Genomic DNA, 12779 nt, shown 5'->3' with positions numbered 1-12779 from the left:
ATGCCAAAGATTGTTATTTTGCCTCATGCGGACCTCTGTCCGGATGGCGCTGTTCTGGAAGCGAAGACCGGTGAAACCATTCTCGATGTTGCCCTGCGTGCAGGTATCGAAGTGGAACACGCCTGTGAAAAATCCTGTGCCTGCACTACCTGCCACTGCATCGTGCGTGAAGGTTTCGACTCTCTCGCCGAGAGCACCGAAGACGAAGACGACATGCTGGATAAAGCATGGGGTCTGGAGCCTGACAGCCGCCTGAGCTGCCAGGCCGCAGTGACCGATGAAGATCTGGTCGTGGAATTCCCACGCTACACCATCAACCACGCACGCGAGCATTGATATGGGACTTAAGTGGACAGACAGCCGTGAAATCGGCGAAGCGCTCTACGACGCGAACCCGGATCTCGATCCTAAAACCGTACGATTCACCGACATGCATCAGTGGATCTGCGATTTAGAGGATTTCGATGACGATCCAAACGCATCCAATGAAAAAATTCTGGAGGCGATTCTGTTAGTCTGGTTAGATGAAGCAGAATAATTTCCACGTCATGCTTCACGTTGCCGATGCGTTGGCTGCGCTTGTTCACCCCGGTCACAGAGTTATCTCTGCTCCCGGGGATTCACTCGCTTGCCGCCTTCCTGCAACGCGAATCATTTAGTGGAAAGAGACTCTATGGGCTGCCTTCAGGCGGCCCGTTTGCTAATAAGGATAAATAAAATGACCGAAGCGATGAAGATTACGCTCTCTACGCAGCCAGCCGATGCGCGCTGGGGCGAGAAAGCCACCTACAGCATCAACAACGACGGCATTACCCTGCACCTGACGGGCAACGATGATTTGGGCCTGATCCAGCGCGCCGCGCGTAAAATTGACGGCCTGGGCATTAAGCATGTGTCCCTGGAAGGCGAAGGCTGGGATACCGACCGCAGCTGGGCATTCTGGGCTGGCTACAAAGGGCCGAAAGGCACCCGCAAAATTGAGTGGGCGAACCTCGACGCTGCCGGTCAAAAAGAGCTGGAAAGCCGCCTGCAAATCATCGACTGGGTGCGTGACACCATCAACGCCCCGGCGGAAGAGCTTGGTCCTGAGCAGCTGGCGCAGCGCGCGGTTGACCTGCTGTGCGGCGTGGCGGGCGACAAGATGTCCTACCGCATCACCAAAGGTGAAGACCTGCGCGAGCAGAATTATATGGGCATCCACACCGTGGGCCGTGGTTCTGAGCGTCCTCCGGTCCTGCTGGCGCTGGATTACAACCCAACCGGCGATAAAGCGGCGCCGGTCTTTGCCTGCCTGGTGGGTAAAGGCATCACCTTCGATACCGGCGGCTACAGCCTGAAGCAGAGCGCGTTCATGGACTCCATGAAGTCCGACATGGGCGGCGCGGCAACTATCACCGGCGCGCTGGCGTTCGCCATTACCCGCGGTCTGAACAAGCGCGTGAAGCTGTATCTGTGCTGCGCGGACAACATGGTGAGCGGTAACGCCTTCAAGCTGGGCGACATCATTCGCTATCGCAACGGCAAAAACGTCGAAGTGATGAACACCGACGCCGAAGGCCGCCTGGTGCTGGCCGATGGCCTGATCGACGCGTCTGCGCAGAAGCCCGAGCTGATTATCGACATGGCGACCCTGACCGGCGCGGCAAAAACCGCCCTGGGCAACGACTACCACGCGCTGTTCAGCTTCGACGATAAGCTGGCCGCTCGCCTGCTGGCAAGCGCCGCTGCGGAAAACGAGCCGTTCTGGCGTCTGCCGCTGGCCGAGTTCCACCGCAGCCAGCTGCCGTCCAACTTTGCCGAGCTGAACAACACGGCGAGCGCGGCGTACCCTGCGGGTGCAAGCACGGCGGCAGGCTTCCTGTCCCACTTCGTTGAGAATTATCACGAAGGCTGGCTGCATATCGACTGCTCAGCAACCTACCGTAAAGCGGCGGTTGAGCAGTGGTCCGCTGGCGCGACCGGTCTGGGCGTGCGTACCGTGGCGAACCTGCTGACGGCTGAGTAATCTTTTTGCCCTCACCCTAACCCTCTCCCAAGGGGAGAGGGGATGGTTTGCTCCCTCTCCCCTTGAGGGAGAGGGCCGGGGTGAGGGGAAATGCATCATCTGGAATTGTTATGTCCGAAACCAAAAACGAATTAGAAACTCTGCTGGAGCAGGCGGCGACCGAGCCCGCACACCGTCCGGCATTTTTCCGCACGCTGCTGGAATCCACCGTCTGGGTGCCGGGCACCGCGGCGGAAGGTGAGCAGGTTGTCGAAGACAGCGCGCTGGATCTGCTGCACTGGGAGAAAGACGACGGCACGTCGGTGATCCCGTTCTTCACCTCGCTGGAAGCCCTGCAGGAAGCGGTAGAAGACGAACAGGCGTTCGTGGTGATGCCGGTGCGTACCCTGTTCGAAATGACGCTGGGCCAGACGCTGTTCCTTAACGCGAAGCTGCCGACCGGGAAAGAGTTTACGCCGCGTGAAATCAGCCACCTGATAGGTGAAGAGGGCAACCCGCTCAGCACCCAGGAAGTGCTGGAAGGGGGCGAAACGCTGCTGCTGTCTGAAGTAGCCGAGCCGCCCGCGCAGATGATTGATTCCCTGACGACGCTGTTCAAAACCCTGAAACCGGTTAGACGCGCGTTTCTCTGCTCCATTAAAGAGCGTGCGGACGAGCAGCCGGTTCTGCTGATTGGTATTGAGGCGGACGGCGATATCGACGACATCATTCAGGCCGCGGGAAGCGTGGCGACCGACACGCTGCCGGGCGACGAGCCGATTGATATCTGCCAGGTGAAGAACGGCGAGAAGGGCATCAGCCACTTTATTACCGAGCATATCACGCCGTTCTACGAGCGTCGCTGGGGCGGCTTCCTGCGCGATCTCAAAACCAACCGCATCATCTGATTACGGCGGGGTGAATATCACCCCGTTGCTTCCAGCAGCAGTAAATCCATCAGCAGCACCAGATTCGACTCAAACGACGTCACCCCCGCGGCTTCGGCGGCGAAGTGTACCGCTTCGTCATAGAGGGCAAAATGCACGTCCGCCATCCCCGCCAGCGTATTGGCCGAGGCGCGGGTAAACGCGACAATCGTCATACCGACGTTTTTGGCAATCCGCGCTTTATCCAGCACCTGCTCGGTTTCGCCGCTGCGCGAGACGGCAATAAACACCTGATAGCGGGCGGCGTTGCTGAGGAAAATATTCCGGCTGTCCCCTGGCCCGGAGATAAACGCCGTTTTGCCCAGCACCTGCAGCTTCTTGGTCAGGTACTCCGCAAACAGATAGGAAAACCCGGCCCCGTAGAGAAAGAAGCTCTCTTTCTGGCGCAGCAGGTCGGCAAACTGCTGGCGCTTCTCCTGCGTGACCCACTGGAAGGTGTGCTGATAGTTGGCGATAAACTGATTAAACAGCACCGGGAGTTCTGGGAGGGAGGGCGCCTGAGCGGCAATATGCGGCGTGTCGGAGAGCAGCTGCTTGCAGTGCCAGATAAACTCGCTGAAGCCGCTAAACCCCAGCTTCTGACACAGCCGCATGATGGTGGCAGTAGAAACAAACGTCGCCTGCGCCAGCTCGCGTACCGTGATGTTGCCCACCAGCAGCGGGTGCTCCGTGAGGTGGGCGAGGACGCGATACTCCGCGCGTGTCAGCGACGCCCCGCGCGTTAACAGCGTGGCCAGGCGGTTATCCATTATTTCGCGGGTTCGACAGGAAGATCGTCTCGCGCACCCCATTCGCTCCAGGCGCCGTCGTATAGCGTGACGTCGCGCGCGCCGAGCGTGGCGAGCGCCAGGATCACCACGCAGGCCGTGACGCCGGAGCCGCAGCTGGCAATAATCGGACGATGTAAATCCACGCCAGCACGGTCAAAAATAGCCCGCAGCTCGTCGGTGGTTTTCAGCTCGCCCTCAAACACCAGATCGCCCCACGGCACGTTCAGCGCCTCCGGAATATGTCCGCGCTTCAGCCCCGGACGCGGTTCATCCGCTTCGGCATTGAAGCGCGGAGCAGGACGGGCATCGACGATTTGCGCCGTTTTTTCATGGCTCACGACCAGAACGTCGGTCAGGCGTTTCACCACGTGCGCGTCGAACGTGGCGTCGAACTCGCCTTCCGGCAGCGTCACGTCGCCCTGCTGCAGCGGCAGCTCGTCGCGCTTCCAGCCCGCCAGACCGCCAGCCAGAATCGACACTTTTTCCACGCCGAAGTTTTTCAGCATCCACCACGCGCGCGGTGCGGAGAAGAGGTTACCTTCATCATAAACAACGAGGTGTTTGTCTTTGCTGACGCCCAGCTCGCGCATCGCTACGGAAAATGCTTCCGGGCGCGGCAGCATGTGCGGCAGGGGAGAGTTGCGATCGGAGAGGGCTTCGATATCAAAAAATACCGCGCCAGGCAGATGCCCTGCACGGTATTCACCGGGCACGTCACGATGCTCTTGCCCCGGCGGGGCCATACGCGCGTCAATTATCTGAACTTCCGGATCGTCACCGTGCTCAATCAGCCAGTCGGCGGCGACAAAATATGAGGTAGACATGGGTTGCCTCCATTCTTTTCCGTAAAAAAGGATTGTCGGTGTTTTTTCTGACACCGACAAGCAAACCACGTTCAACTCGCGAGCAAGCCCCTATTTTTTCACCGTTTCGCCGTCCTGCCAGGCTTTTTGCAGCGCAGGCCAGTAGTCGCGGTTGGCCTCGATCATCTCATCCAGAATCGCCTTCGCATGTTCCATGGTTGGCACGGTGCGGTTGAGGGTAAACGCCTGCAGGGCTTTCTCATAGCTGCCTTCTATGGTGGCCTCCACCAGCAGCTGTTCAGAAGCGAGCTGCTGTTGCAAAAGGGTCTGATGGAACAGCGGCACCTGACCGACGCGAATCGGTTCCGGGCCTTCGGAGGTGATATAAGCGGGCACTTCCACCACGGCATCATAAGGCAGGTTGGTAATCGCCCCGCGGTTTTCCACCATCACCAGATGGCGGCTCCGCAGGTTAAAGGCCAGCGAGCAGGCAACATCGACGATAAACTCGCCGTGGACGCCCACGTGGAAGGCGTCCGGCAGGATCCCGGTGCGCTTATATTCTTCGGCTGCGGCGAACAGCTTTTTCTCGCGCCCGTCCATCACTTCATTGGCGCGGGTATAGTCCGGGTTCTGATGCTCGACGATCTGGTTCGGCATCAGGTAGTACTGCAGATACGGGTTCGGCAGATACTCCGGGAAGTTATCCATGATCGGCTTAATGTTGCGCCAGGTTTTTACCCACGAAGGATCGGAATGCTGCGGATCGGTTTTAGCCGCATCTTCCGTCAGCAGGCCAAACTTCGCGATATGCTTACGCAGCTCCGGTAGCTTGTCTTCACCGTCCACCAGCACGCGGGTAAACCAGCCGAAGTGGTTCAGGCCGAAGTAGTCCACCTCCAGCCTGCGGCGATCGACACCCAGAATCGCCCCCATATTGCGCATCGCGGCCACCGGCATATCGCAGATATTCAGCACCCGTGCATTTGGCCGCAGGCGGCGCACGCCCTCTGCGACGATCGCCGCCGGGTTGGAGTAGTTCACGATCCAGGCTTTTTCATGCGCGTAGCGATCCACCAGATCGATAAGCTCCACCATCGGCAGGATCGTGCGCAGTCCGTAGGCCAGGCCGCCGGGCCCGCACGTTTCCTGGCCGACCACGCCGTGGCGCAGCGGGATCTTCTCATCCTGCTCGCGCATCTTGTACTGGCCGACGCGCATCTGGGCGAAGACGAAATGCGCGCCGCTGAACGCCACTTCCGGGTCACTGGTGACGGTAAATTTGATGCTCTGGCTGTGGTCGCGAATGACCTTCTCGACGACGGGCGCAATGGTGTTCTGACGCGCCTCGTCGATGTCATAAAGGCGGATTTCGGCCAGCGGGAAATCCTGCAGGCGCACCATCAGGCTTTTCACAATGCCCGGCGTATAGGTGCTGCCGCCGCCGGCAATCGACAGAATGAATGGGGGTGTAAACATCTTTAGCTCCTTTCAGAGAAACGTCTCAACGGCTTCTCGCATTTTTTTGACGTGCAGCCCGTAGACCACCTGAACGTTGTTACCTTGTTTGATAATCCCTTTCGCGCCGGTCGCCTTCAGCCGCGGCTCGTCGATAATGGCGACGTCCTTCACCGTGACGCGTAAGCGGGTGTAGCAGTTGTCCACCACCTCAATGTTTTCCCTGCCGCCCAGACCCGTCACGATGGATTCGCCCAGCCCGTCGTTATTGCCCTTCGCCTGGTACTCCTGCTTGCTGTAGAGGCGCGTCTCCCGATCGTCATCCTCACGGCCCGGCGTTTTCATGTTGAAGCGCAGGATCAGGAAGCGGAACACCACGAAGTAGAGGGCAAACATGATCAGCCCGACCACGATGTACATCGGCCAGTTGGACTTCTCCGTGCCGAGCGGCAGGTTGTAGAGGATGAAGTCGATAATCCCGTTGGCGCCGATGGCGTGAACGTCCAGCAGCGAGAACAGCATCATGCCGATGCCGGTCAGCACCGCGTGCACCACGAACAGCAGCGGAGCGACGAACAGGAAGGAGAACTCAATCGGCTCGGTCACGCCGACCAGCAGCGAGGTCAGCGCCGCCGGGATCAGAATGGCTTTCGCAATGGCTTTACGCTCCGGCTTTGCGGTCATATACATCGCCAGGGCTGCGGCAGGCAGGCCGAACATCTTGCTGATGCCGCGCGCGTCCCATACCACGGTGCTGCTGAGCTGCTTCACGTCCGGGCAGGCCATCTCAGCGAAATAGATATTGCGCGCGCCCTGATAGGTTGCGCCGCACACCTCCTGCGTGCCGCCCAGCTCGGTATAGAGGAACGGCGTATAAACCAGATGGTGCAGACCGGTGGGGACCAGAATACGTTCCAGGAAACCGTAGATTGCCACGCCAAACGGCCCGGAGCCTTTGATGGCCTGCGCCAGGGCGCTAATGCCGTGCTGGGCAAACGGCCACAGTTCACTCAGCACCACGCCGAGCAGCATGGAGACGGGAAGCATGACGATGGCTACAAAACAGTGGCCGGAGTAAATCGCCATCGCGCCATTAAACTGTACGCCGGAGTATTTGTTGTACAGATATCCGGAGAGCGCCCCGGTCAGGATCCCGGCAAAAACGCCCATCTCCAGCACCTGCACGCCCAGCACCATGGTCTGACCGGCCGCTTTCATCTGGGCCGCTGGCGCCAGCGCGCCCTGCAGCTGTAGCGTGACGTTCATGGCGTTGATGAACACGACGAAGGTCACCAGACCAATCAGCGCGGCATAGCCTTTATCACGCGTCGCCAGACCAATCGGGATCCCGACGGCAAACACCAGCGCGAGGTTGACCAGCACCGACACGGCAGATTTCGCGATAAGCTGACCAATATGCTGAATCAGCGGATGGCCCAGAAACGGCAGGTATTCAGCGAGATTACCGTTACCCAGTACGTTACCAAAGGCGATAAACAGACCGACGATCGGTAAGATAAGTACCGGTCCGTACAATGATTTTCCGAAATTTTGTAGGGCGTTCACGGCTCGTTTCATGGCTTTCTCTCTTTTTGAACCGCGCACTCGGGGTGCGTCATGGTCATAAAACTAGCAGCCTTCAGGCGAGCTTAGCCAGCTATCTTCTTGTTTTAAAAACAAATGACTTGAAAGGTAACATGTGACGTTATGTGCTGTGATCGCGGTTCCATCACGGTGTAGCGACGTGATGCCATTCTGCGAGGGGCTTTCCAGATTTTAAAATTGGCCTTTTTGAATTAATGAAACTTGCGGATAATACTTATCCGGACGACGACCAACAGGCTCCATGGGCCAGGGATAAAGGATGAAACCGTTTCGCTTAGCCGCGCTCTCTCTTGCGCTGCTTACCACGTTTACGCTTGTCGGCTGTGATAACAGCGACGATAAATCTCAGGCTGCGGCTCCCGCGGCATCCACCGCATCCACACCGAAAGCTGCAGAAAAGCCTAATGCTGACACGCTGGCTAAACTGGCTGCCCAGAGTCAGGGAAAAGCGCTGACGTTGCTGGATACCTCTGAAGTTCAGCTCGACGGTGCCGCCACGCTGGTGCTGACCTTTTCTGTTCCGCTAAATCCCGATCAGGATTTCGCCAAAACGGTGCATGTCGTGGATAAGAAAAGCGGCAAGGTTGACGGGGCGTGGGAACTTGCGCCGAATCTGAAAGAGCTTCGACTGCGCCATCTGGAACCTAACCGTAACCTGGTCGTCACCGTTGAACGTGACCTGCAGGCGCTGAACAAGGCGACGTTTGGCATTGATTATGAAAAAGCCCTGACCACCCGTGACATTGAACCCACCGTTGGTTTTGCCAGCCGCGGCTCGCTGCTGCCGGGTAAGGTGGTGGAAGGTCTGCCGGTGATGGCGCTCAACGTCAACAATGTCGATGTCAACTTTTACCGTGTGAAGCCGGAATCGCTGGCCTCCCTTGTCAGCCAGTGGGAGTACCGTAACTCTCTGACCAACTGGGAATCCGATAACCTGCTGAAGATGGCGGAGCTGGTTTACACCGGTCGATTCGATCTTAATCCGGCGCGCAATACGCGCGAAAAATTGCTGTTGCCCCTGAAGGATATTAAACCGCTCCAGCAGTCTGGCGTTTACATCGCGGTCATGAACCAGGCAGGGCACTACAACTACAGCAACGCCGCAACGCTCTTTACCTTAAGCGATATTGGTCTGTCCGCTCACCGTTACCATAACCGCCTGGATATTTTCACTCAGAGTCTGGAAAACGGTGCGGCGCAGTCCGGCGTGACCGTCACGCTGCTGAACGACAAAGGCCAGACTCTCGCTGAGGCGAAGAGCGATGCAGACGGTCATGCGAAGCTTGAAACGGACAAAGAAGCCGTGCTGATTCTGGCGAGCAAAGACGGCCAGACCACGCTGCTTGACCTTAAGCTTCCGGCGCTGGATCTGGCGGAGTTCGATATTGCCGGTAGCCCCGGCTACAGCAAGCAATTCTTTATGTTTGGCCCGCGCGATCTCTATCGTCCGGGTGAAACGGTGATCCTCAACGGCTTACTGCGCGACAGTGACGGTAAGCCGCTTCCGGATCAGCCCGTGAAGCTTGACGTGCTGCGCCCGGATGGACAGGTCGCGCGTACGATTGTCGTCAAGCCAGAGAATGGGCTCTATCGCTTTAACTATCCGCTGGACAGCGGAGCACAGACCGGTATGTGGCATATCCGTGCCAACACGGGCGATAACCTGCAGCGCCTGTGGGACTTCCACGTCGAAGACTTCATGCCCGAGCGTATGGCATTGAACCTGAGCGGACAAAAATCGCCGGTTTCACCGCAGGATAACGTGGACTTTAACGTGGTGGGCTATTACCTGTATGGCGCACCGGCCAACGGTAATTCTCTGCAGGGCCAGCTTTTCCTGCGTCCGCTGCGTGACGCGGTGGCTGCGCTGCCGGGCTTCCAGTTTGGCGATATCGCTGAGGAGAACCTGAGCCGCAGTCTGGATGAAGTGCAGCTTACGCTTGATGAGCAGGGGCGTGGGCAGGTTTCTACCGAAAGCCAGTGGAAAGAAGTGCACTCTCCGCTGCAGCTGATCCTGCAGGCCAGCCTGCTGGAGTCGGGCGGTCGTCCGGTGACGCGTCGCGCTGAGCAGGCAATCTGGCCTGCAGCTGAGCTGCCGGGTATCCGCCCTCAGTTCGCCAGTAAAGCCGTTTACGACTACCGAACCGATACTACCGTCAACCAGCCGATTGTTGACGAGAACGGCAATGCCAGCTTTGACATCGTTTACGCCGATGCCAGCGGAGCGAAAAAAGCGGTTTCCGGTTTACAGGTTCGTCTCATTCGCGAGCGTCGGGACTACTTCTGGAACTGGTCTGAGAGCGAAGGCTGGCAGTCTCAGTTCGATCAGAAAGACCTGGTCGAAGGCGAGCAGGAGCTGACTCTCAAGGCTGACGAGACGGGTAAAGTCACCTTCCCGGTGGAGTGGGGCTCATACCGTCTGGAAGTTAAAGCGCCTGATGAGATGGTCAGCAGCGTGCGCTTCTGGGCAGGCTACAGCTGGCAGGATAACAGCGACGGCACCGGGGCTGCACGTCCTGACCGTGTGACGCTGAAATTGGATAAGCCAGCCTATCAGCCAGGCGATACTATTAACCTGCACATTGCAGCGCCGTCAGCAGGTAAGGGCTATGCGATGATCGAGTCCAGCGAAGGGCCGCTGTGGTGGAAAGAGATCGACGTACCGGCAAACGGGCTTGATCTCGCTATCCCGGTCGACAAAGCCTGGAAGCGTCACGATCTGTACCTGAGCACGCTGGTGGTGCGTCCTGGTGATAAATCCAAATCCGCCACGCCGAAACGCGCGGTCGGCCTGCTGCATCTGCCGATGGGCGATGAAAATCGCCGTCTGAACATTGCGCTCGATAACCCGCAGAAAATGCGTCCAAACCAGACGCTCACAGTGAAGGTGAAAGCCAGCGTGAAAGAGGGTGCGGTGCCGCAGAAAGTGAATGTGCTTGTCTCTGCGGTGGACAGCGGTGTGCTGAATATTACCGATTACGTTACGCCCGATCCGTGGCAGGCTTTCTTCGGCCAGAAGCGCTATGGCGCTGACATTTACGATATCTACGGCCAGGTCATCGAAGGGCAGGGCCGCCTGGCCGCGCTGCGCTTTGGTGGTGACGGTGATGAGCTTAAGCGCGGCGGTAAGCCGCCGGTGAACCACGTCACCATTATTGCCCAGCAGGCACAGCCGATTACGCTGGATGCCAATGGAGAAGGCACGATTACGCTGCCGATTGGTGATTTCAACGGTGAGCTGCGTCTGATGGCGCAGGCCTGGACGGAAGACGATTTCGGCAGCAGTGAAAGCAAGGTTGTGGTTGCCGCGCCGGTCATTACCGAGCTTAACACGCCGCGCTTCCTGGCAAGCGGGGACACCTCACGGCTGACGCTGGACCTCACCAACCTGACGGACAAGCCGCAAACGCTGAACGTCGCCCTGACGGCGACAGGTAAACTGTCGCTGGAAGGCGGGCAGCCGCAGCCGGTTCAGCTGTCTCCTGGCGCGCGCAGCACCCTGTTTATTCCGGTGCGTGCGCTGGAGGGTTATGGTGACGGCGAGGTGACAGCACAGGTTACGGGCCTGCAGCTTCCGGGCGAGACTTTCGCGCCGCAGCAAAAGAGCTGGAAAATCGGCGTGCGTCCGGCGTTCCCGGCGCAGACGGTGAATACTGGTGCCATGCTGAATCCCGGCGAGTCCTGGACCGCACCGGCGCAGCATAGTAACGGTTTCTCTCCTGCTACCCTGCAGGGACAGCTGCTGCTGAGCGGCAAACCACCGCTTAACCTGGCGCGCTATATTCGCGAACTGCAGGCGTATCCGTATGGCTGCCTGGAACAGACCACCAGTGGCCTGTTCCCGTCGCTCTACACCAACGCGGCGCAGCTGACTGCACTTGGCATCAAGGGCGACACCGATGACAAGCGCCGTGCGGCGATTGATATTGGCATCTCTCGCCTGCTGCAGATGCAGCGTGAGGACGGTGGTTTTGCGCTGTGGGATAAAAACGGTCCGGAAGAGTACTGGCTGACGGCCTACGTGACCGACTTCCTGGTGCGCGCGGGCGAGCAGGGTTACAGCGTACCTGCCGATGCGGTGAATAACGCCAATAACCGCCTGCTGCGCTACCTGCAGGATCCGGGAATGATGTCCATTCGCTACAGCGACGATACTCAGGCCAGCAAGTTCGCCGTGCAGGCCTATGCCGCGCTGGTGCTGGCACGTCAGCAAAAAGCACCGCTGGGCGCGCTGCGTGAAATCTGGGATCGCCACGAGCAGGCGGCTTCCGGGTTGCCGCTGATGCAGCTGGGCATGGCGCTCAAACTGATGGGCGATGCGCCGCGCAGCCAGAAGGCGCTGGACCTGGCGCTCAAAACATCGCGTAACGACAGCAAAACCTGGATGGCCGATTACGGCAGCCAGCTTCGCGATAACGCGCTGATGCTCTCTCTTCTGGAGGAGTACAAGCTGCTGCCGGATGCGCAAAATACGCTGCTGAATGCCCTGTCTGAACAGGCCTTCAGTCAGCGCTGGCTGTCAACGCAGGAGAGCAATGCGCTGTTCCTGGCAGGACGTTCGCTGCAAACCTTGTCTGGTGCGTGGCAGGCGAAAACTTCGCTGTCTGAGACCGCATCAGGCGGCGATAAGTCACTGGTGCAAAACGTGAGCGGCGACCAGCTTGGCGCGCTGCAGGTAACCAATACCGGGACAACACCGCTGTGGGTACGCCTGGACAGCACCGGTTATCCGCAATATGCCCCTCAGCCGAGCTCGAACGTGCTGCAGGTTGAACGTCATATCCTGGCAACCGACGGCAGCAGTAAATCGCTCTCTTCGCTGAAGAGCGGTGAGCTGGTGCTGGTGTGGCTGGAAGTTAAAGCCAACCAGAACGTGCCGGATGCGCTGGTGGTGGATTTGCTCCCAGCGGGTCTGGAGCTGGAAAACCAGAACCTGGCGAGCAGCAGCGCCAGCCTGCAGGACAGCGGCAGTGAGGTACAGAACCTGCTCAGCCAGATGCAGCAGGCGGATATTCAGCATATGGAGTTCCGCGACGACCGCTTTGTGGCTGCCGTGCCGGTAAATGAAGGCCAGCCGGTCACGCTGGTCTATCTGGCTCGTGCCGTGACGCCGGGAACCTATCAGGTGCCGGTCCCGATGGTGGAGTCTATGTACGTTCCGCAGTGGCGGGCAACGGGGGCGGCCAGCGGCCCGCTGATTGTTGTTCCGTAA

Annotated in this window: 9 protein-coding genes; 5 read left to right on the top strand and 4 right to left on the bottom strand. The window is 58.8% G+C overall.

Going from position 1 to position 12779, the window contains the following annotated elements; all coding sequences use genetic code 11:
- From fdx to sseB, 4 genes are all read left to right on the top strand, one after another.
- Nucleotides 1-336, top strand: coding sequence for an ISC system 2Fe-2S type ferredoxin (gene fdx / locus ACMGGX_RS04285; protein ID WP_003860652.1), 336 nt, complete (start codon nt 1-3; stop codon nt 334-336).
- 1 nt (nt 337) lies between these two features.
- Nucleotides 338-538 carry a Fe-S cluster assembly protein IscX gene (gene iscX, locus ACMGGX_RS04280; protein ID WP_003860650.1) on the top strand — a complete coding sequence of 67 codons (201 nt, stop codon included), beginning with the start codon at nt 338-340 and terminating at the stop codon, nt 536-538.
- A gap of 180 nt (nt 539-718) precedes the next feature.
- Entirely contained in the window at nt 719-2005 is a 1287-nt protein-coding gene (pepB, locus tag ACMGGX_RS04275; RefSeq protein WP_023308823.1) for an aminopeptidase PepB, read from the top strand.
- A gap of 110 nt (nt 2006-2115) precedes the next feature.
- Nucleotides 2116-2892, top strand: coding sequence for an enhanced serine sensitivity protein SseB (gene sseB / locus ACMGGX_RS04270; protein ID WP_023308822.1), 777 nt, complete (start codon nt 2116-2118; stop codon nt 2890-2892).
- Nucleotides 2893-2909: 17 nt separating this feature from the next.
- Here the strand turns inward: sseB and ACMGGX_RS04265 are convergent, their stop codons facing one another.
- The 4 genes from ACMGGX_RS04265 to ACMGGX_RS04250 all read right to left on the bottom strand — a co-directional run bounded on the left by ACMGGX_RS04265 (nt 2910) and on the right by ACMGGX_RS04250 (nt 7540).
- Nucleotides 2910-3680 carry a MurR/RpiR family transcriptional regulator gene (locus tag ACMGGX_RS04265; protein WP_063439987.1) on the bottom strand — a complete coding sequence of 257 codons (771 nt, stop codon included), beginning with the start codon at nt 3678-3680 and terminating at the stop codon, nt 2910-2912.
- Nucleotides 3680-4525, bottom strand: coding sequence for a 3-mercaptopyruvate sulfurtransferase (gene sseA / locus ACMGGX_RS04260; protein ID WP_348561633.1), 846 nt, complete (start codon nt 4523-4525; stop codon nt 3680-3682). Before sseA ends, ACMGGX_RS04265 begins: the two co-directional genes overlap by 1 nt.
- A 90-nt stretch (nt 4526-4615) precedes the next feature.
- On the bottom strand, nt 4616-5983 hold the full coding sequence (locus ACMGGX_RS04255) for a 6-phospho-alpha-glucosidase (RefSeq protein ID WP_045888293.1): 1368 nt from the start codon (nt 5981-5983) through the stop codon (nt 4616-4618).
- 12 nt (nt 5984-5995) lie between these two features.
- Nucleotides 5996-7540 (bottom strand): PTS transporter subunit EIIC, encoded by a 1545-nt coding sequence (locus tag ACMGGX_RS04250; RefSeq protein WP_420298091.1) that lies wholly within the window; start codon nt 7538-7540, stop codon nt 5996-5998.
- A 286-nt stretch (nt 7541-7826) separates the two neighbouring features.
- Here ACMGGX_RS04250 and ACMGGX_RS04245 point away from each other — a divergent pair, with 286 nt between their 5' ends.
- Entirely contained in the window at nt 7827-12779 is a 4953-nt protein-coding gene (locus ACMGGX_RS04245; protein ID WP_420298090.1) for an alpha-2-macroglobulin family protein, read from the top strand.

Source organism: Enterobacter sp. BNK-29, from assembly GCF_048684785.1.
In the GTDB taxonomy this organism is placed as follows: Bacteria; Pseudomonadota; Gammaproteobacteria; order Enterobacterales; family Enterobacteriaceae; genus Enterobacter; species Enterobacter cloacae_M.
This window is presented reverse-complemented; position numbering and strand designations above follow the sequence as displayed.

Coding starts and splice junctions, on each gene's coding strand:
- sseB (WP_023308822.1), top strand. CDS start 2,116: ATGTCCGAAACCAAAAACGAATTAGAAACTCTGCTGGAGCAGGCGGCG.
- ACMGGX_RS04250 (WP_420298091.1), bottom strand. CDS start 7,540: ATGAAACGAGCCGTGAACGCCCTACAAAATTTCGGAAAATCATTGTAC.
- ACMGGX_RS04245 (WP_420298090.1), top strand. CDS start 7,827: ATGAAACCGTTTCGCTTAGCCGCGCTCTCTCTTGCGCTGCTTACCACG.
- iscX (WP_003860650.1), top strand. CDS start 338: ATGGGACTTAAGTGGACAGACAGCCGTGAAATCGGCGAAGCGCTCTAC.
- sseA (WP_348561633.1), bottom strand. CDS start 4,525: ATGTCTACCTCATATTTTGTCGCCGCCGACTGGCTGATTGAGCACGGT.
- ACMGGX_RS04265 (WP_063439987.1), bottom strand. CDS start 3,680: ATGGATAACCGCCTGGCCACGCTGTTAACGCGCGGGGCGTCGCTGACA.
- fdx (WP_003860652.1), top strand. CDS start 1: ATGCCAAAGATTGTTATTTTGCCTCATGCGGACCTCTGTCCGGATGGC.
- ACMGGX_RS04255 (WP_045888293.1), bottom strand. CDS start 5,983: ATGTTTACACCCCCATTCATTCTGTCGATTGCCGGCGGCGGCAGCACC.
- pepB (WP_023308823.1), top strand. CDS start 719: ATGACCGAAGCGATGAAGATTACGCTCTCTACGCAGCCAGCCGATGCG.